Origin of the sequence: Ensifer sp. NM-2, assembly GCF_003024455.1 — a bacterium.
Classification (GTDB): domain Bacteria; phylum Pseudomonadota; class Alphaproteobacteria; order Rhizobiales; family Rhizobiaceae; genus Ensifer; species Ensifer canadensis.
Genome location: NZ_PVZR01000005.1, coordinates 366365 through 384395 on the forward strand (window position 1 = coordinate 366365; position 18031 = coordinate 384395).

The following is an 18031-nucleotide window of genomic DNA, read 5'->3' on the forward strand; positions in this document are numbered from 1 at the left end:
CTTTGGAGCAGCCTCCGCTGCCGCTCATCTGGACGGAAACCGCCGTCCCGGATCTGCATGCGCCCCTAGGCTTGGAGCAAATGCTGTGGCGCCCCGAGGGCTGCCGAAATTCTCGCCGCCGCCTCAACCGTTGTCTGCAACACCGTGTCCCGGTTGAAACGGGCCTGTCTTTGCGGCAGGAAAGGCACGGTCAGCGCTGCGATCACCACACCTGTGTGGTCGTGCACCGGAAGCGAGATGTTGGTACAGGCATCGACGACCAGTGAGGGGCGCACCTCGTAGCCAAGGTCGGCAATCGCCTCAAGGCGCGCCTCGATTTCAGTCTGCGAGCCATAAGCGTCGCCAGCTTCGACAATGCGCGCGATGACGGCGTCACGGTCGGAGCGGGGGAGCCCAGCCAGCAGGACCGCGCCGGAACTTGTCTCCATCGCCGGGAAGCGGGAACCGAGCGCCACCGAGTAGCGCATCGGCAAAGGTGAATCGACCTGCAGGACGATTAGCACCTTGAGCTCGTCGAGCACGACAAGGTGGCAGCTCTGGTCCGAATTGTCCGCGAGGTCACGCATGATCGGCAGAGCGCTTTCGATCAGCCGGTTCACCGGCGGATGCATATGAGCCAGTTCGAACAGTTTGAGCGAGAGCCGGATGCGGTCTGATTGGGTGCGCACCAGATAACCGCGTTTTTCCAGTAGCAGCAGAATGCGGTAGATCTCATGGATCGATCGGCCGAGGCCCGTTGAGATCTCGGTTTGCGTCAGGCCGTCGGGCTGACTGGCCATGAACTCCAGGATGTCGAGCACTTTTTCTGCGGCGGGGGCGCGGTATTCGCCCTTGCCGTTGTCCTCGCCGGTCGTGGTCTCTTGCTTGGAAGGGGTCATTGCGCCGCCTCACCGTGCATCGATCGGTTGCGAGCTTCGGCATAGAGCCGCCCGAGCACACTGCACAAATCATCCGGCGCCATGTCGCCGTGGATCGCCTTGGCGACATTCGGTGCTGCCTCACGGAAAAACGCAATGAACCCCTGATCGGTGGGGCGCAGGTAGGATGCCTGCATCGTTTTGAGCGTATCTTTGAAGAAATTCCGCGTCTCGGCATTCACGCGCTCGTCCTGCCAGGCCGACAGCGAACCGGGCTGGCCGCCCGCATCTACGTAGAAACTGCGCTGATAGTCGGGTGACGAAAGGTGGATCGCATAGGCCATCGCCGCATCACGATGTCGCGATCGAGCGCTTACACCGATACCCGCGCCGCCGAGTAGTGCACCGGCGCAATTTTTGGCCGGAATGTCGGCAAAGCTTAGATGGCGCCCTTCGGTTGCTGCGGCATAATTCACGTAGCCAAACGCATAGGGCACATAGACCACATCGTCATTTGCAATCATGTGGTCGTAGCAGCGGATCGGATTCCACTGGCGCGAAAGCGGATGCGCAAGGGCAGCCAGTTCCCTAAGATCGGCTATGGCGCTCTCGACGACCTTGCTGTCGGTGAAGCCGTAGACGTCATTGCCGGTCTTTTGGGCGCAGAAAGTCAGCAGCAGGCACATGGCGTCGGTTGGCACCGATGGCAGGCCTATCCATTTTCCGTCCTGCCGCACCTTTCGCGCCAGCTCGAGCAGGTCGACATAGTTTTCTGGCGGCGCACCATAAGCGGCAAGAAGGTCCGGCCGATAGCTGGCCACCTGGCACGCCGCATCAATCGGCAGCGCCCATTGCCGTCCGGCCTTTGCGTAGGATTCCCAGGATTTTCCCACTGTATCGGCAGCGAATGTGTTGAGCTGTTCCGGCGCGATATATCCGTCGAACGGCACCATCAGATGCTCTGCGGCAATGTCGCCTATGAAGGGATGGTCGAAGATCACAAGGTCATAAGACGACAAAACATCGGCCAGCGCGCCTTCGCCAAACTCGTAGAGGCTGCGGCGATCCCACTCGATCCGAAGGTCGGGATTTGCCTCGCCATAGGGGATCACGCTGGCGTCCAGTGGTCCCCAGCAGCGGCGATGATCCCACGCCAATCCACGCAATTTTATCACTTCCAGCGTTCCTCCTGGTGCGTCCCTTGAGTACACATTCAATAGCTTGAATTTTTCATTTGTGCAAGTAGATTGCCTATATGAAAAAATGAAAGCGAGTTTATGGGTTGAAGTTTGGCAGTAAGCCGCTACCCGCCACGCGAGCCTGAAGCCATTGGCAGGGCCCTCTCTGATCGCGGTCTTAAGGTCGAAACCATGACCGGCGCCGATGTCCGCGACGCGGCCCTGCGCGGCCAGATGACAGGCGCAGCGATCCGGGCATCTAGCGACGCTGGCGCTTACGGCAGCCCGAAGAGCGGTGGCGCCACCAGTGCCGATATTCGTGTGGCAGAGCGAAGTCATCCTCGCCCGTTCGGGCGACGACCTAAGCATGCGCCGCGACGAGAGCGATGGCGTCTCTACGCTTTCGAACTGATGGGCCGAGACCTTTCAAGTCTCGATCTGCTGGTGCCTTCGGCCGGAGAGATGCTGCGGCGACAAGCGAGCAAGCACCAAGAACTTCAGCACTCCCGCCAGACTTCGCCAGGTCACCTGCGCGGGCGCTTGACGCGGCGACCACTCCAGTGATATTTAACATAGGAAAGTCGTTTTCATATATGAAAATTGAGGAGGTATATGATGCGAGGCACTTCCAAAGGCGGCCTGGGCACACTGATCGGTCTTTACCAGGCCGTTTTGGTCGCCCTTTTGATCGCCATTACGCTACTGATCGCCACTGGGGTGTTCTTTCGCTATGTCCTTGGGGAGCCGATCCTCTATTCCTATGAGCTCGCCTCGCTGCTTTTTGTCTGGCTGGTATTCCTGTCGCTCGCCGGCGGCGCGGCGCAGGCGGCCCATCTCGGTGCGGACGTTCTGACGCCGTATCTCGGCCCGGCATCATTGCGGCTACTGCAAATCGTCGCGCATTTCCTGTCGCTCGCGGTGCTCAGCTACATCGTCTGGTACGCCTATGCACTTGCCGGTCGGACGCGCGTGGAAATGCCGACCATCGGTCTGTCGATGGCCTGGATGTATGCGGCCGTGCCGGTAGGCTGCACCATCTATATCGGCTGGATTTTCTGGGACCTCGCACGCCTCCTCGCCAACCCCGCCCGCAAGACTGTCGAGGTTTGAGATGGGAAGTGCTGGCCTCTTCACCGTCTTCTCCGGTCTGATGATCACGGGCATGCCGATTGCTCTCGTGATCCTTGGAGCTGCCATCCTGTTCGTCATGTTCGAGCCCGGTCTAATGCCGCTCGGCGTCATCCAGGCCCTGGTCAACGCGACTCAGCCCTTTCCGCTCATCACCATTCCACTCTTCCTGCTGGCGGGCGAACTGATGAATGTCAGCGGCATTTCGCGGCGCCTGATGGATTTCGCCACTTCACTGACCGGACATATGCCGGGCGGCCTCGCCCAGGTGAATGTCGTCGTCAGCACGCTGAAGGGCGGCATGAGTGGCTCGGCCAACGCCGATGCAGCCATGGACGCCAAGATGCTTGTGCCCGAGATGACCCGGCGCGGCTACGATGTCGCGTTCTCCTCTGCAGTCACCGCGACATCGGCCTTCACAGCGGCGATGCTGCCGCCCTCCATCAGCCTTCTGATGTTCGGCTTCGTCACCGACACCTCGATCGGGGCACTGTTCCTGGCCGGCATTGTTCCGTCCATCCTGCTGACGCTGGCCTTCATGGCGACAACTCACATCATCGCCAAACGCCGCAACTATGGTGGCGATACTGCCTGGCGCGGCTGGGGCGTTGTTGGACGCACTTTCATCAGTTCCCTGCCAGCGCTACTGCTGCCGCTCGTCATCGCCTTCGGTATTCGCCTCGGCATGTTCACGCCCTCTGAGGCCGGCGCTGTTGCGGTCGTCTATGCGCTCCTCTTCTGCGCCGTGACACGAGAAGCGAGCTGGTCGGAAATTTATGCCGCGATGCGCACCACAGCGGCGACGACCGGCGCCATCATGCTCGTGCTCTCCGCAACCGGTGCACTCAGTTTCGTCCTGACCTTCGACCGCATCCCGCAGGCAGTCGCCGAGCAGCTCGTCGCGATCACCTCCGAGCCGCATCTGCTGCTCATGATGATCTGCGTGCTGGTCTTCATTGTCGGCATCTTCATCGAGGGCCTGCCGATGATCCTGATCCTGGCACCAATGTTCCTACCTGCCGTGACGGCGGCCGGAATCGACCCGGTACATTACGGCGTCGTCTTCGTGCTGGTTTCGCTGCTTGGCGGCATCACCCCACCAGTCGGCACGCTGATGGCGACGACATGCGCAATCACCAAGGTGCCGATGGGCCCGTTTTTCCGGGAATGCCTACCTTTCCTGATCGCGATCGTTGTCACCGGCCTGCTCATTATCTTCGTACCGCAGACCGCTACCTGGCTAGCCTACATGTAGCCGCCTGGGGACACCTGCGCCAAATCACCACAATCACGGGAGGAGACATCGTGAAAATCCTACTGAAAACCATGGCAGCCGTTGCGCTGGGAATGCTCGCGACATCCGCGGCGCAGGCTCAAGTCACCGAGCTGCGCCTCGCGCACATGAACGGACCACAGCACTCGGTCAATCTCGGCGCCCTGAAGTTCAAGGAAGCCGTCGAGGCCCGGACCAACGGTCGGGTGCAAGTCGGCGTGTTCCCCAGCGGTCAGCTCGGCGAAAGCACCGCTGTGGGCGAGCAGATCAGCCTCGGGGGCGCCTTGATCGGCCAGCTCAGCACCGGCGTACTGTCCGACTACGTCCCCGACTATTCAGTGCTCGTCTACCCGTTTCTCTTCAAGGATTTCGGGCAGATCAAGGCATTCCTTGCATCGGACATGCCGAAGCTGTGGGCCGAGGAGCTGGAGAAGAGCAATCTCAAAGTGCTGTGTCATATCAATTTCGGTACGCGTGATCTCTACACCCGCGACAAGGCAGTCCGCGTTCCGACCGATATGACCGGCCTTAAGTTCCGGGTGCAGCCAGCGACCATGTACACCGAGCTTGCCAAGTCGATGGGCGCGACGCCGACACCGATGCCGTGGCCGGAAATCTATAGCGCCCTGGCTCAGGGCGTCATCGATGCCGCCGAGGCGCCACCGAACGCCATCGTCGACCAGAAGCACTACGAACACGCCAAGATGTACATGAAGACGAACCACATCGTCGACGTATCGCCGATCGTGATGAGCCTGTCGGCCTTCAATGGTCTCTCCAAGGAAGAGCAAGCCGTCGTGGCCGAGGAAAGCCAGAAGGCCTGCGACTGGATCAGCGAAGACACGGCCAAGGCCTACGACGCCAGCGTCCAGGTTCTCAAGGACAAGGGCATGACCATCGTCGAGGACGTTGACCGCGCCGCCTTCGCCAAGGGCGCAGAGGGTATCGAGAAGGCATTCCCGAAATGGACGCCGAACCTCGTGAGCAAGGTTCGCGCAGCGCTTGCAAACCAGTGACTTGAACACGGCGGAGATCGTGACGGCCCGGGACGCGAGCGTCGTTTCCGCGTTCGAAAGGGGGCTCAATGTCATCGAGCTCCTAGCTCGCTCTCCGCAGAGCCAGGGCATAAATTCCGTCGCAGCGACACTCGATCACATTGTCAGCGCGTTTTGCTGTCTGGAAAGACGTGCTTAAGTCGAGCGGGATCTGGAAATAAATCGCTACCGACTTTCGCCGCCGCGCTTGCCGTTGAGCGGGCAGGGTTGTCCAGGTTGAGGCGCTTGTACCGGCACTCACCGCGCGCTCGCGCAGCGTCAGATCGCGTATCGACGGGACCGTATTAGGCGCCTGCACCGTCGCTGAGAATTTCGATGTATGCGTAATAGACGAACACCCGACCACACCGCCGGCCCGTGGTTTCCTCGACGATCCCAAGTCTCTGTAGTTGGTCCAGAGCCGCGTTGACGGTCGGCATGCCGGCATTCTGATGAACGCTTCCCGTTCCATCCACGACAACTAAACATCGTTGAGGAGTGAAAAGTGTTTCCCTACTCGTCCCAGTCTGTTTCAGGTGGTAAACCGATGCTTGCGCGCGCGTCATTGACCGCGGCACGTAGGAAGGCGGTTTTGCCCGATGTATAGCGGGGCATGTTATCCGGAAACTGCCGTGCCAATTCGAGCTTGAGAGCCTCGTAGGCCCGTGCCACATCCGGATTTGCTATCAGCCAGTCTCTCAAGAGCAGCTCGTTTTTCATTGGCCAAGATGGCGCAAACACGAGATGGAGGTGAAAGGCAGGATCGACGCCACTGGCTGGACGGCGGAAGAAAGCGCGCTTGAAAAAGCCGGCATCGACCGCGATATAGCCGACCTCAGCCAGTCGGCCGGAGAGATGACAGTCGATTGGAAGCGAGGCAATTGGCGCCATCATGTCAATGATGGGTTTCGCCTTCAAATTTGGGACAGCAGTGCTGCCGAAGTGCTGAAGGCTTTGACCCGACTTGCCCAGTAAGGAAAGCAAGCGCCGTCGCTCGGCCTCGAACTGAGCGGGCCACGCTTCATCTGGGCTAATGATGGAAACTTCGCCAAGGGCATCTCTAGTTTCTTCGGTCGTCGGCATCACAGTTCCTCACATCGATCGATGGCCCATGCGACATTCTCCGCTGTGCCGTGAAGGGCATTCTCAAAGATTTCTTCCAACCCGATCCGGAGCTGATAGCAACGGAGCCTTTCTGCATGGCGAAGACGATCGACACACTGGGCTTCGAAGAAGCGAGCCTGCTGTTCCATGCACATCAGCCAACTACGCCAGAATAAGATATTGGCGACGTCATAGAGCGGGTCGCCGAACATGGCCTCGGACCAGTCGATGACACCGGTGATGCGGTGGCCATCTGTCAGCACGTTGTTTGACCCAAAGTCTCCATGAATGAGCTGGCGAGCTTCCGGGCAATATTCGGCCAAAGCGAGAACCTCGTTCAGCAAGGGCTGGACACGGTCCAGATCGGCCCGATGCCCAGCAGCAGCCCAATCATATTGACGCGGACTTGCGATAGCTGTCAGGAAATCTCGCCAAGTCGCGTAGGCGCCCTTTCCTTGCGGGTCGAAAGGGCCGTAACCGCCTGTTGCCCCGATGTTCGATGCAGCAATCGCGTCCAGCACGCACGCTACCGGGCCGACGACAACTGGAAGTTCCGCGCGCTTCAAATCCTGCAGAGTCACACCAGGGACCCGTCGTGATACGCAATAGACATGTCCGCCATCAAGTTCGCCAAGCGTTACGATTTCGGGAATCGGCAATGCTGCCGTCGCAAACTGTTGATAAGCGTAGGCATCCTTGTTGAAGCCGTCGGGTGTCTGGTTGATCCGCACGATAAAGTTTTCGCCATTCGTCCGAAAGCTGAAGGCTCGAGATTCTTCTCCCTCGGTGATCTGAGTAAGATGCGAAATCTCACCCAGCGCACGCGTAATAGTGGCGATCAGCGATGATCGGGAAAGGGTGGGTTTGGGCATGCATAACTCTCCGCTAGCGCTCGGTTCGCAAGACTGACGGCGATGCATCGCCGTGATCAATTGGCTCGTTGCCTTACGTCGCTCCAGAGTCCGCGACGCAGGGCTGGCAGGCAGATCAAGTAGAGCGCGGCGCCGGCAATCCATACCCACCCGTTCCACGTTGTTATGGAAGCCGCATAGATCGCCGTGAAGATGAGGGGCCCGGCGATCGAGCTCAGGCTAGTGAGCGCAGCGAGCGATCCTTGAAGCTGTCCCTGATGTTCCGTGTCCACCTGTCTGGACAAAATTGCCTGCAGCGCCGGCATTCCAATGCCACCTGACGCAAGCAGGATCATGATCGGGAACGCCATCCAGCCCTGTGTCGCAAAGGCAAGCAGGATGTACCCCGTGCCGTCCGCAACCATTCCGAGGATAAGTGCCCACTTTTCACCGAGGCGGGCGGCAACAGGGCCGGTGACTATTGCCTGGGCGAGTGAATGCAGAATACCGAATGCGGCGAGCGAAATGCCGATCCGGGTCGCGTCCCAATGAAAGCGATCCTCGCCGAAGATGACCCAAAGCGCGGCTGGCACCTGGCCGACGAGTTGCATGGTGAAGAAGACGGCCATCAGGGCGGCGACGATGGTCATGCCCCGGGCCCACCGGAACGAAGCGAGCGGGTTGAAAGCCTCCCGGGGCAGCGGTCGGCGGTCGCCTTTGTGCGACTCCGGCAAAAGGAAGCAGCCCATCAGGAAATTGAGGCCGTTCAAGGCTGCGGCTGCAAAGAACGGAGCATGGGGGGAAATGCCGCCCATCAGCCCGCCAAGCCCTGGCCCCGCGACCATGCCAAATCCGAAACAGGCGCTCATGAAGCCGAAGTGCCGCGCGCGATCGTCGCCATCGGTGATATCGGCGATATAGGCGCCGGCTACCGCGCCGGTCGCCCCGGTGATGCCGGCCACGATGCGCCCGATATAGAGAACCCAAAGAAAGGGCGCCGTCGCCATAATGGCGTAATCGACAGCGGCGCCCGCCAGTGAGGCGAGCAAGACCGGACGCCGGCCGAAACGATCCGACAGCGCCCCCAGTACAGGTGCGCAGGCAAATTGCATCAACGCATATAGCGCTAGCAGAATGCCATAGTGGGCGGTGACGTCGTTCGACTGAACCAGATCGCGCAGGAGGCCCGGCAGCACCGGCATAATAAGTCCGATGCCGATTGCGTCGAGCGCGACGGTGCTCAGAATAATGATCAGGGCTTTATCGGTTTTCACGTCTGAACTCCGGTCCGGTCTCCACCGTTCCGATGAACGCGGATTATTTATCGTTGATAAGTTGATAGACGGGATAATTTATCATTGATAGAATGTCAACTATGACAAAGTTGCAGCCAAATACAGTGATCCGCGCCGCCCTGGATCTGTTGAACGAAGTCGGCGTAGACGGTCTGACGACACGAAAACTGGCGGAACGGCTGGGGGTCCAGCAGCCGGCGCTTTACTGGCATTTCAGAAACAAGCGGGCGCTACTCGATGCACTGGCCGAAGCCATGCTGGCGGAAAGACATACGTATTCAGTGCCGAAGGCCGACGACGACTGGCGCTCATTTCTAATCGGGAATGCTCACAGCTTCAGGCAGTCGCTACTCGCCTATCGCGATGGCGCCCGCATCCATGCCGGCACGCGGCCGGGCGCACCGCAGATGGAGACGGCCGAGGCGCAGCTTCGCTTTCTTTGCGAGGCGGGTTTCTCGGTCGGGGAGGCGGTCTATGCGCTGATGACGATCAGCTACTTCACTGTTGGGGCCGTGCTCGAGCAGCAGGCCGGCGACAGCGATACCGGCGAGCGCGGCGGCACCATTGAACAGGCACCACTCCCGCCGATGTTGCGAGCCGCGATAGACGCCCTCGACGAAGCTGGTCCGGATGCGGCGTTCGAGCAGGGACTCGCGGTGATTGTCGATGGATTGGCGAAGAGGGCGCTTGTTAAGGGACACGTTGAAGGGTCGAGAAATGTTGACGAATGATCACGGCCGCAGGCTGCGGAGAATGCGCTTGCTGCGCCAGATGAAGCAAAGCCACCTCGGGGAGTTGATGGGCGTGGATCAGGCGACCGTGTCGCGCTGGGAGCGCGGAATTCTCGATCTCTCTGAAGCACAGTGGACCGCCGTTTGTCGGTTGCTCGCCGGCCCTTTAGGCTCGGCACAGGATGTCGCGCTGAAACGCCTTGTGGAATCGTCCATGCGCAAGGTTCATCTGGTTTGCGACCGGACGCATTGTCTGCTTGCCGCGTCGGCGCCACGGCAGGCGGAGTGGCGAACTGGCCTATCAGAGTTCCTGGGCAAATCGTTACTTGTCTATGCCTCTCCCGAAATCCTCGCGGCTGATGTAACGCTCCAAGGACTCGGATGGCATGACGGGCAGCTGGACTCTCTGGAGATCGATACAGGTCCCAATGCGGACGTGAAACTGCCGATCTTCCAAGGCCGGATGCTTTGGGAACGCATCATGCTTGCTGACGGCGCCCCCGCGCGGCTGGTCACCACTATCGCCTGAAATCGATGTCGAGATCGTCTCGACAATCTCCGCATATTTTATGCGCGGCCGGCTTCGCCTCGAACTGTTATTCCACGCGCAGTGCGGCGGGGTGCATCGCCTGAAGCCGCCAAACAAAACAGACGCACGAAGAGGTTGCGATCGATGAATGCCGTTCCGTGGTTTGACATTAAGGCCGTTCCCAAGGCCGAGCTTCACGTGCACGTGGAGGGAACATTAGAACCGGGCATGCTACTAGATTTCGCCCGCCGCAATGATGTGGCCATCCCGTACAAATCAATGGCAGATGTCCTGGCGGCATATCGCTTCTGTGATCTTCAGTCATTTCTGGAGATTTACTGGGCTGGCCTGACCGTTCTTCGAACCGAGCGTGATTTCTATGAGTTGACGCTTGCCTATCTGTCTCGCGTTCGGCAGGACAATGTCGTTCATGCAGAAATCTACATCACCCCATCCGATCACACCGAGCGGGGTGTGCCGTTCGAAGCAGTGATGAATGGCATCAGCGCCGCGTATGCGGACGCCCGATCGCGGCTCGATATCACCGGCGGTATGATCCCTTGCGTTCGCAGGCATAAAGACGTGGACGAGGCTTTCGCCGCTATCGAGATGGCTCGGCCTTGGCAAGGCAGGATATTGGCACTTGGGCTTGGTGGACCAGAAAAAGGATATCCTCCTTCGCCCTTCGTGGACGTCTTCGCCCAGGCACGCGCGCTCGGATGGAAGACGACGGCGCATGCCGGCGAAGAAGGCCCGTCAGACTATGTCGCTGAGGCGATCGACAGGCTACACGTCGACCGCATCGATCATGGTGTCCAGTGCGAGGCCGATCCGGAGTTGATGCGACGCATTGCCGAGAAGGACATTCCCCTCACGGTTTGCCCGCTCTCGAATGTCGCACTGAAGGTGTTTCCTTCGCTTGAAGAGCACAATCTTCGTCGGCTCCTGCGTGCTGGCATCTGCGTCACAATCAACTCCGACGACCCGGCATATTTCGGAGGACATGTGAACGAAAATTTCATCCGCTCAACCGAGGCATTGAGCCTGACCGAAGACGAGCAACTGACGCTGGCAGACAATAGCCTCAGGGCCGCGTTCATGGATGAGGACAGGCGCAGATCGAACCGAAACGTTATCGGGGAGATGAGGCCGGTAGGTCTGACAGCGGGCTCCCCACAATGAGAGCTGAAGATAAAGATTCTCCGATCCGTATCTGGCTTGCCGTAATCATGCTCGGCATTGCCTCGTTCATTATGGTTACTACCGAGTTCGCGCCGATCGGGCTGTTGTCCCAGATCGCTCTAGATCTCGGAAAAGATCAGGCGGCGGTCGGGCTTACGATGACGCTCTACGCCTGGATCGGCGCTGCGAGCGGCCTTTTGTCGGCTGTTTTGCTTCAGAAGTTTCCTCGCAAGCCGCTGCTCATCGTCTTGATGCTCGTTCTTTCCGCGACCAATCTTGCGGCGATGATTTCCCACAGTTTCGACGGGCTGTTGCTGGCACGCACGGTGGGCGCTATCGTTCACGGCTTCTTCTGGGCCATGGCCGCGGCGGTCGCATCACAGATTGCACCGTCCCACCGTATGGGTGTCGCGACCGCGATCGTATTCGGCGGGATCTCGATGGCGACCGTTGTCGGCGTGCCGCTCGCAAACCTCGTCGGGCAGGCGAGCGGATGGCGTACAGCGTTCGGCTCAATTGGCGCAGTCGGACTGCTTACCTCAGTCCTGATGGGCGTAGTTCTTCCGAAAATGCAGCCGGGATCGCCAGCGGGATGGAGAGAGCTTGGATCGGTGTTCCGCAGACCTGATCTGCTGGGAATCTATGCTGTAACGGCATTTATGGCGGCGGCGAATTTCGCAGCCTACACTTTTATCGAACCATTCCTCAGAGAGGTTCCGAATCTTCCTCATGTCATGATCGGCGCGTTGTTGTTCGGTTTTGGTGGAGCAGGATTCCTTGGGAATATCCTGACCGGCTTACTCATCGACCGTTTCATGAAGTCCATCATCACTGCGGGGCTGGTTGCCCTGTGCCTGGCGCTCGTCGGCCTTGGATGGTTCGGTCCCCAGCTGGGAACAGGTCGCGTCCTTGTCTTATTAGTCATCTGGGGCGCCGCCATCGCTGCGCTGTTCGCGGGACTGCAGACCTGGATCTTGCGCGCGGCCGGTGCGACAGTCATGTCCGCCGCTGCAATACACTCGGCGGTGATCAATTCGGCCATCGGCTTCGGAGCCATTTTCGGTGCCCGGATTTTGACTGTCTCCAGCGTATCGGGAGTGATGCTAGCCGCCGGTATGGTCGTGATCGTCCCGCTTCTGTTAATCCTGTTGCAAGCGGCTCCGCGGGCTGCTCCGAAGGAAAGGGGAACGTTCTGATGGAGGAGGACGCAGCCAGACGAACAATCCGGATCGCTGCCGCCATTATCATGAATGCCGCGGGCAACACTCTACTGGTACGCAAGCGTGGGACCAGAAGTTTCATGCAGGCAGGTGGAAAAATCGAGGCGGGCGAAACGCCGCGCGAGGCCCTGTCACGCGAACTGGCATCGAAGTGTCCGCCGATATGCCCGAACATCTCGGGCGGTTTGTCGCCCCGGCTGCGCACGAAGGACCTTATCCGATGACCCAATGACAAATCATATGGCATCTCAAGGAATACGATTCGGTCTGTGCGATGACGATCCACCAACGCGGCCCGGGCCTGCTCGGCTGCCAGTTCCAAGGGAGCAATTCCTGCAGCTTTGCTAGACCACTACCAAGCTAAAATGAGGAATCTCGATCGGCTGGTTGCTGCCCGCCTGCTTGACGGATATCCTGGAACCTCCGCATGAGGCGAGTGACGGACAAAAATGATCGACGCGCGTGACTTCCAAACCACTGTGCCTCAGCGCTTTACGAGCGACGATGACTGGTTCGAAGTTCTGATAATTTCGGATTATCTTTTCGCCATTTCAGAGCCGCGTCACTATGAGCACACCGTCATTTATCTGCTACTTGGCAGCAACCGTGCCATCCTCATCGATACCGGCTGCGGCATTGGAAACTTGCGCCGTGTTGTAGAGCAACTGACAACATTACCGGTTACAGTCGTCAACACGCACACGCATCTGGATCATCTCGGCAGCAACCATCAGTTTTCCGAGATATTGATGTTCGATCATCCGCGCTCGCGCAACATCTCAAGCGAAGGAGCGCCGCAGGAAGTTCTGGTTTGGGAGCTTCTCAGGAAAGAACTCGTGACGCCACCCTGGCCGCATGGCTTTCGACATGAGGAAGCGGCACTCCCGCCTTTCAAGGTATCACGGTGGCTCAAGCAGGATGATGTGCTGGAGATAGGCGATATTCACTTGAGGGTGCTCTACACGCCGGGTGAAGCACCGGACCATATCTGCCTGCTCGATCAAACGCATCGAATCCTGTTCAGCGGCGATATCTTGCTGAATGGCCCGGTATGGTCTCATTTGGATGGCGGCGACGTTAGCGAATTGCAGAAGAGCTATGAGCTTTTGATGCGCCACTACGATGAATTTGACGTTCTGATGCCTGGTCACAATGCGCCATGTCAGCACAAAGGCCTGTTGCCGATCGCGTTGGCGGCGTCGGAAGAGGTTCTTTCCGGCAAAGCGCAACCTCAGGCTGGCGTGGACCTCTGGGGTCGGCACTACAACAAATACGAGTTCGGTAGAATTTCAATTCTGTCGAAGTAGCTGCAGAAGTTCGGCATTCGGTTTACGTGGCCGCGAATTGCTAGAAACCGAGCGGCGGGACGAGGTTGAAGTCGGTCCCGAGCGTCCGAACTTGACAGCCGCAGAGCAGCCCGCAGGGACGGAAGAGCCGCTCTGGAGCCGTTACCCACCCATGACTTTTTCTTGTGAGGGTCTTCAGCGACATGGGCTGATTGAGAAATTTAGCGCGACGGGGGCGTAACAATCGATCTCAGAGGTTTGCCAAAGGCTGGCCGGGACTGAAGTCCCATGCCGGAACTTTTCACCTCGTCGCTGGTTCTGGTGCGCCCTGCCGACGGCATGCGCAGGTAGGGCGGGCTCATAGCCGATCCGTTGACACGCGCGTCAAGCGCGAGATCCTGCAGCGGATCGAGGGCGGGCAATTGATGCGGCAAAACTCGGCGAGTATTCCGCCGCAGCTGGGATCGTTGTAAAGTTAGGTACTGGGTACGTACAGCGATTGCGGCCTCCACAGCAGAGGGGCCGCTTTTTTTGCGGGAGTTATGTCGATGAGCGCTAGTAGCTCATGACCTGCTTGAGGGCGTCAGCGTCTTGGATGCCGCTTTGGTACAGCCCGATAAGTCGGGCGGCAAGCGCGTCAGCCTCTTCGCTTTCCAATGCGATGCCCTTTTGGCGCACTAGTTCGCGAAACACGCTTTCAATTTTGTTGAAGTAGTCAGGCTCTATTATCTCTTGGCGAGATGCAGCGGTTTTGTTCATCACACATAGCTCCCAACCGATAAGGAGGACATGTCAGTCCCAGCGCAAATAATTATGCGCCGTGTTTGGCGCGGTGCAACCCGGAATTTCCGGAAGTAACGGCGGCGGCGATGCCGAGGAGGCCGAAGGCTGCCGCAAGCGCCAGCACATAGGCGGATGCCAGCAAAAAGCCGCGTCCTGCCGTCAGTCCTTCTCTCTCATGTGTGAGCATCGCGGCGACGATCGGATACATTGGGAAGACGCAGGGCGTGAAGGCGAGCAGCAGGCCGAAGCCGAGGAAGCCGGCAAGTAGCAGGGCAAGGCCGCCACCGGTCATGAGCCGGTCGACCGCCGTTTCGCCGCTGACAGCTGCGATGGAAAACGCTGTGTCCGGCGTTTCCACCGGGGGTGTGTCCTTGGCAGGCGCGAACGCAAAGCCGCTGTCTGGCTTGCTGATGGTCATCGCGATGGTATCGATCGTCCGCGTTGCCGGCGGATAGCACAACCCTCCATCTTGGCAGCCCTGGTACGTCAGGCGAATGGTCTGGGGTGCGTCGGCGATCCAGGCTGATGCCTTTTGGGAATACACTTCCGTTGTGCCAAAGCCCGGGTCGTCCTTGATCCTGCCTGGCCTCGTCTCAAGGGTTAGCGGCTGATTGGTGTCGCCTTCTGCCGAAAGAAAGTCTCTTTAGAGATAATAACCGTCGGCGATTTTCCAGGTGATCGTCAGGCGCCCGTCCTCATTCCTAACGACAGCGGGCACGAAGGCTTCATCCATCGGCAGGGGCGCTTCGAGCGCCCGGGCCGGCAAGATTGCCACCATCAAAGCCCAAACCAGTGCCAGGAGGTTTGCTTTCAGCATCTTTGTTGGGTCCTCGTCCTTCATCGTCGCGCGACCAATCCAGTCGCCACCTTAAGGCAGCCTTAAAGTGAGGGCGGCTTGGCCGTAGCGAGATCGGTATCGAGGATCCGAGAAGTTCCTCTCGTTCTCGCGGCACGATCTGTCGCAGATCGTCGCCTACGCGTGTGACGACACCTTCTCGGTGGTGTGACTGGTATCCGCCGGTCTTGGCATCGGCTTTGCGCCGGAACGGGCACTGGATTACCCCACCGCAATTTCGAGTTTGGCTGGGTGAGGGGCGTCGACTTCGGGCTCGGGCTCGCCTCGTCGAAGGACAATCCGAAGGCCGCCCGCGACAACATCGCCAACATCGGTAGGTCACTGGCGAAGGCGGGCGTTGCGGCACACGAGGATCGCATAATGTATCGACTGAAACAGCGCGCTGCGGCGATTGGCCAGCCTAGCGGATCGTCCGGGGACGCCCGCCCTTCGCGCCGTTGGCTCGGCTTGCCTCGATCTTCGCGGCGGACCGAGATTGCCCGCCTCGGCGTTGAGCCTCCATGAACTTCGCAGTTCCGAATATGCCCTTCATTAAACCGAGGATGGTGAAATCCACGTCTAAGGTTTCCCAATGCAAGCCAGTTTCGCCCAAAAGCTCGACTTCCGCCAACTGGGCAGGCGTTGCATTCTCCAGGCATTGTATCGATCGGGCAGGCACCATGAAAGCTGCGGGCCGGGCTGATCAGCGCGCCACTGCTAGCAGGCCGATCATCGGATCATCTCTCATCTGGCTGATCGTTTCCAGCGTCATGTATTTGGCGCGCTGGACGTCGGGCTCGGCACGGCTCGCCATTGTAGGGACGCTGCCTCGGGTGTCTCCTGAGCGAAAGCGGTGGCGATGAAGGCCGACGCTGCGGCCGCTCTTGCCGGCGTGGGCCCAATCGCCCAGGAATACAACAGGCAGCCCTCGCGGGGAGGGCGACCGTGTCCCGGCTCGTGGGAGAGGTTTCAGGAGGATCTGACCGCCGACGAAAGCGAACTACCGCTGGTCGTCCATTTCGGCGAGCTTGCGCACGCGGCGCCTGAAGTCTTCGTCGGTCGAGAACTCGGCCTTGAGGTAGGCTTCGACCAAATCCTTGGCGAGCCATGCGCCGACGATCTGGGCGCCAATGCACATGACGTTGACGTCGTCGTGTTCCACTGACTGGTGAGCCGAATGGACGTCGTGGCAGACCGCTGCGCGGATACCCTTGACCTTGTTTGCCGCGATCGATGCTCCCACGCCGGTACCGCAGACCAGCAGTCCGCGGTCCGCGGTGCCGGCGGTGAGCGAGGAGGTGACGTTTTTCGCGATGTCGGGAAAATCGACAGGATCGGGGTTGTAGGATCCGACGTCATTCACCTCATGGCCGAGCGATTTGATATAGTCGATGATCGTAGCCTTAAGCGGAAATCCGGCGTGATCCGAGCCGATAACGATGCGCATGTCATTTCTCCCAGTTGAGATTATTGAGCAATCAGTCGAGGCAGCCAAAGCGTGAAGTCCTTTGCGAAAGTCAGGATGACCAGCGTGGCGAGCAAGGGTACATAGAAGGGCAGGAGTGCCCGTAGCAGACTTCTAATCGACACCTTGGCGATGTCGGATACGAGGAACAGCGAGAGGCCCATCGGCGGTGTCAGCAGGCCCATCATCAGGTTGAAGATCGTGACGATGCCGAGCTGCACCGGATCGACGCCGGCCAGCACGAGCGGCGGTGCGATGATAGGCACCAGCAGCAGGGTGGCCGTCGTCGAATCCAGGAACATGCCGGCGATGAAGAAAATCAAGTTTGCAATGAGCAGCAGCGTCAGCGGATCCTTGGACAAGCCGAGCAGAGACGCTGCGAAAGTCTGGGGGACCTGTTCGACTGCGAGGATCCAGCCGAACAGGGCTGCCGCCGCAACGATGATGAGGATCGCACTGCAGCTGCGGGCTGTCAGCAATGCCGAATTCCAGAGGTGCGCGAAGGTCAGTTCACGGTAGAGCGCGCCGCTGATGAAGATGACGTAGACGGCGGTGATGGCGGCGGCTTCCGTTGGGGTGAAGGCGCCTGCGGTCATGCCTCCAACCATCAGCGCCGGGGCAATGATGGCGGGAAGTGCCGGCAGCAGAGCCTTGACGATTTCCATCGGCGCCGGCCAGCGCTCGGCGCGGGGATGACGATGGCGGGTAGCGACGACAAGTACCGTTAGCATCAGAAGCACTGTGCAGACGAGCGCGGGCATGATGCCAGCGATCAGCAACTGGACAATGGAGACGCTGGTTACCGAGCCATAGACGATCAGCGGGATGGATGGCGGAAAGATTGGTCCCAAGGTCGCGGACGCGGCTGTCACCGCGCCGGCAAAGGCGGGATCGAACCCGCGCTTCTTCATGGCGTCGATCTCGATGCGGCCGAGGCCGCCGATATCGGCCAGCGCGGCCCCCGACATGCCGGAAAACACCAGGCTGCCGAAGACGTTGACCTGCGCCAATCCGCCGGGAACGCGGCCGACCAGCGTATAGGCGAAATGGAAGATGCGGTCGGTAATGCCGGACAGGTTCATCAGGTTGCCGACGAAGATGAACAACGGCACGGCAACCAGCGGAAAGGAATCAAGCGCATAGGTGATGCGCTGTGCGAGCAGGCCGAACGGCAATCCCTCCACCAGAACATAGAGGATCGACGGCAGCAGGATGGCATAAACCACTGGAAAGCCCAGCACGAAAAGGCTGAGAAACGCGACAACAACTAGAAATCCCAT

General features: G+C 59.5%; 19 protein-coding genes and 4 pseudogenes. 10 read left to right on the plus strand and 13 right to left on the minus strand.

The features are described 5' to 3' along the window. Positions 1-65: 65 nt before the first annotated feature. Positions 66-878 carry an IclR family transcriptional regulator gene (locus C6558_RS13520; RefSeq protein WP_107027356.1) on the minus strand — a complete coding sequence of 271 codons (813 nt, stop codon included), beginning with the start codon at positions 876-878 and terminating at the stop codon, positions 66-68. Further along, positions 875-2374, minus strand: coding sequence for an ABC transporter substrate-binding protein (locus C6558_RS13525; protein WP_245449164.1), 1500 nt, complete (start codon positions 2372-2374; stop codon positions 875-877). The genes C6558_RS13520 and C6558_RS13525 overlap by 4 nt, the downstream gene beginning before the upstream one ends. A gap of 276 nt (positions 2375-2650) precedes the next feature. On the opposite strand from C6558_RS13525, the gene C6558_RS13530 reads away from it, so the two are divergent. The 3 genes from C6558_RS13530 to C6558_RS13540 are packed head-to-tail and all read left to right on the plus strand — an operon-like array spanning position 2651 to position 5452. Then, positions 2651-3145, plus strand: coding sequence for a TRAP transporter small permease (locus C6558_RS13530; protein WP_158268933.1), 495 nt, complete (start codon positions 2651-2653; stop codon positions 3143-3145). Between the two features lies 1 nt (position 3146). Further along, on the plus strand, positions 3147-4418 hold the full coding sequence (locus C6558_RS13535; RefSeq protein WP_107027359.1) for a TRAP transporter large permease: 1272 nt from the start codon (positions 3147-3149) through the stop codon (positions 4416-4418). Positions 4419-4468: 50 nt separating this feature from the next. Further along, positions 4469-5452: a TRAP transporter substrate-binding protein gene (locus C6558_RS13540; protein WP_158268934.1), complete on the plus strand. Its 984-nt coding sequence runs from the start codon at positions 4469-4471 to the stop codon at positions 5450-5452. Between the two features lie 323 nt (positions 5453-5775). Here C6558_RS13540 and C6558_RS40755 read toward each other — a convergent pair. From C6558_RS40755 to tet, 4 genes and pseudogenes are all read right to left on the minus strand, one after another. Next, a pseudogene (locus C6558_RS40755) lies at positions 5776-5910 on the minus strand (Fic family protein); the annotation flags it as partial. Between the two features lie 73 nt (positions 5911-5983). After that, the gene (locus C6558_RS13550) at positions 5984-6553 is read right to left on the minus strand and encodes a GrpB family protein (protein ID WP_107027361.1); all 570 of its coding nucleotides are present in this window, start codon (positions 6551-6553) and stop codon (positions 5984-5986) included. Beyond that, on the minus strand, positions 6553-7446 hold the full coding sequence (locus C6558_RS13555) for a phosphotransferase family protein (RefSeq protein WP_158268935.1): 894 nt from the start codon (positions 7444-7446) through the stop codon (positions 6553-6555). Before C6558_RS13555 ends, C6558_RS13550 begins: the two co-directional genes overlap by 1 nt. Before the next feature lie 56 nt (positions 7447-7502). Then, a complete protein-coding gene (tet, locus tag C6558_RS13560) occupies positions 7503-8699 on the minus strand; it encodes a Tet(A)/Tet(B)/Tet(C) family tetracycline efflux MFS transporter (RefSeq protein ID WP_107027363.1) in 1197 nt (398 codons plus the stop codon). Between the two features lie 101 nt (positions 8700-8800). Here tet and tetR point away from each other — a divergent pair, with 101 nt between their 5' ends. The 6 genes from tetR to C6558_RS13590 all read left to right on the plus strand — a co-directional run bounded on the left by tetR (position 8801) and on the right by C6558_RS13590 (position 13689). Further along, a complete protein-coding gene (gene tetR, locus C6558_RS13565) occupies positions 8801-9451 on the plus strand; it encodes a tetracycline resistance transcriptional repressor TetR (RefSeq protein WP_107027364.1) in 651 nt (216 codons plus the stop codon). After that, positions 9438-9980 carry a helix-turn-helix transcriptional regulator gene (locus C6558_RS13570; RefSeq protein ID WP_107027365.1) on the plus strand — a complete coding sequence of 181 codons (543 nt, stop codon included), beginning with the start codon at positions 9438-9440 and terminating at the stop codon, positions 9978-9980. The genes tetR and C6558_RS13570 overlap by 14 nt, the downstream gene beginning before the upstream one ends. Positions 9981-10124: 144 nt before the next feature. Next, positions 10125-11162, plus strand: a complete 1038-nt coding sequence (locus C6558_RS13575) for an adenosine deaminase (RefSeq protein ID WP_107027366.1) — start codon at positions 10125-10127, stop codon at positions 11160-11162. Further along, positions 11159-12358 carry an MFS transporter gene (locus C6558_RS13580; protein WP_107027367.1) on the plus strand — a complete coding sequence of 400 codons (1200 nt, stop codon included), beginning with the start codon at positions 11159-11161 and terminating at the stop codon, positions 12356-12358. Before C6558_RS13575 ends, C6558_RS13580 begins: the two co-directional genes overlap by 4 nt. A 50-nt stretch (positions 12359-12408) precedes the next feature. Then, a complete protein-coding gene (locus C6558_RS13585; RefSeq protein ID WP_245449171.1) occupies positions 12409-12606 on the plus strand; it encodes an NUDIX domain-containing protein in 198 nt (65 codons plus the stop codon). 225 nt (positions 12607-12831) lie between these two features. Then, a complete protein-coding gene (locus C6558_RS13590) occupies positions 12832-13689 on the plus strand; it encodes an MBL fold metallo-hydrolase (RefSeq protein WP_107027369.1) in 858 nt (285 codons plus the stop codon). A gap of 534 nt (positions 13690-14223) precedes the next feature. Here the strand turns inward: C6558_RS13590 and C6558_RS13595 are convergent. The 4 genes and pseudogenes from C6558_RS13595 to C6558_RS39920 all read right to left on the minus strand — a co-directional run bounded on the left by C6558_RS13595 (position 14224) and on the right by C6558_RS39920 (position 15268). Then, entirely contained in the window at positions 14224-14427 is a 204-nt protein-coding gene (locus C6558_RS13595; RefSeq protein ID WP_107027370.1) for a hypothetical protein, read from the minus strand. Positions 14428-14479: 52 nt separating this feature from the next. Beyond that, positions 14480-14869 carry a hypothetical protein gene (locus C6558_RS13600; RefSeq protein WP_245449166.1) on the minus strand — a complete coding sequence of 130 codons (390 nt, stop codon included), beginning with the start codon at positions 14867-14869 and terminating at the stop codon, positions 14480-14482. An 18-nt stretch (positions 14870-14887) separates the two neighbouring features. Beyond that, positions 14888-15046: pseudogene (locus C6558_RS41625) on the minus strand (protein-disulfide reductase DsbD N-terminal domain-containing protein); the annotation flags it as partial. Between the two features lie 48 nt (positions 15047-15094). Continuing rightward, the gene (locus C6558_RS39920) at positions 15095-15268 is read right to left on the minus strand and encodes a hypothetical protein (protein ID WP_158268936.1); all 174 of its coding nucleotides are present in this window, start codon (positions 15266-15268) and stop codon (positions 15095-15097) included. Positions 15269-15392: 124 nt separating this feature from the next. Between C6558_RS39920 and C6558_RS41630 the strand changes: the two are divergent. Beyond that, a pseudogene (locus tag C6558_RS41630) lies at positions 15393-15643 on the plus strand (LysR family transcriptional regulator); the annotation flags it as partial. Between the two features lie 64 nt (positions 15644-15707). Here C6558_RS41630 and C6558_RS13610 read toward each other — a convergent pair. From C6558_RS13610 to C6558_RS13625, 3 genes and pseudogenes are all read right to left on the minus strand, one after another. After that, a pseudogene (locus C6558_RS13610) lies at positions 15708-15977 on the minus strand (DUF2442 domain-containing protein); the annotation flags it as partial. Positions 15978-16286: 309 nt separating this feature from the next. Beyond that, entirely contained in the window at positions 16287-16733 is a 447-nt protein-coding gene (gene rpiB, locus C6558_RS13620) for a ribose 5-phosphate isomerase B (protein WP_057217418.1), read from the minus strand. A 20-nt stretch (positions 16734-16753) separates the two neighbouring features. After that, positions 16754-18031, minus strand: coding sequence for a TRAP transporter large permease (locus C6558_RS13625; protein ID WP_057217420.1), 1278 nt, complete (start codon positions 18029-18031; stop codon positions 16754-16756).

Excerpts from the sequence above, each read along its gene's own strand:
- C6558_RS13520 (WP_107027356.1), bottom strand. The coding sequence starts at position 878 with ATGACCCCTTCCAAGCAAGAGACCACGACCGGCGAGGACAACGGCAAG.
- C6558_RS13525 (WP_245449164.1), bottom strand. The coding sequence starts at position 2,374 with ATGACTTCGCTCTGCCACACGAATATCGGCACTGGTGGCGCCACCGCT.
- C6558_RS13530 (WP_158268933.1), top strand. The coding sequence starts at position 2,651 with ATGCGAGGCACTTCCAAAGGCGGCCTGGGCACACTGATCGGTCTTTAC.
- C6558_RS13535 (WP_107027359.1), top strand. The coding sequence starts at position 3,147 with ATGGGAAGTGCTGGCCTCTTCACCGTCTTCTCCGGTCTGATGATCACG.
- C6558_RS13550 (WP_107027361.1), bottom strand. The coding sequence starts at position 6,553 with ATGCCGACGACCGAAGAAACTAGAGATGCCCTTGGCGAAGTTTCCATC.
- C6558_RS13555 (WP_158268935.1), bottom strand. The coding sequence starts at position 7,446 with ATGCCCAAACCCACCCTTTCCCGATCATCGCTGATCGCCACTATTACG.
- tetR (WP_107027364.1), top strand. The coding sequence starts at position 8,801 with ATGACAAAGTTGCAGCCAAATACAGTGATCCGCGCCGCCCTGGATCTG.
- C6558_RS13570 (WP_107027365.1), top strand. The coding sequence starts at position 9,438 with ATGTTGACGAATGATCACGGCCGCAGGCTGCGGAGAATGCGCTTGCTG.
- C6558_RS13575 (WP_107027366.1), top strand. The coding sequence starts at position 10,125 with ATGAATGCCGTTCCGTGGTTTGACATTAAGGCCGTTCCCAAGGCCGAG.
- C6558_RS13580 (WP_107027367.1), top strand. The coding sequence starts at position 11,159 with ATGAGAGCTGAAGATAAAGATTCTCCGATCCGTATCTGGCTTGCCGTA.
- C6558_RS13585 (WP_245449171.1), top strand. The coding sequence starts at position 12,409 with ATGAATGCCGCGGGCAACACTCTACTGGTACGCAAGCGTGGGACCAGA.
- C6558_RS13590 (WP_107027369.1), top strand. The coding sequence starts at position 12,832 with ATGATCGACGCGCGTGACTTCCAAACCACTGTGCCTCAGCGCTTTACG.
- C6558_RS13595 (WP_107027370.1), bottom strand. The coding sequence starts at position 14,427 with ATGAACAAAACCGCTGCATCTCGCCAAGAGATAATAGAGCCTGACTAC.
- C6558_RS13600 (WP_245449166.1), bottom strand. The coding sequence starts at position 14,869 with ATGACCATCAGCAAGCCAGACAGCGGCTTTGCGTTCGCGCCTGCCAAG.
- C6558_RS39920 (WP_158268936.1), bottom strand. The coding sequence starts at position 15,268 with ATGCTGAAAGCAAACCTCCTGGCACTGGTTTGGGCTTTGATGGTGGCA.
- rpiB (WP_057217418.1), bottom strand. The coding sequence starts at position 16,733 with ATGCGCATCGTTATCGGCTCGGATCACGCCGGATTTCCGCTTAAGGCT.
- C6558_RS13625 (WP_057217420.1), bottom strand. The coding sequence starts at position 18,031 with ATGGGATTTCTAGTTGTTGTCGCGTTTCTCAGCCTTTTCGTGCTGGGC.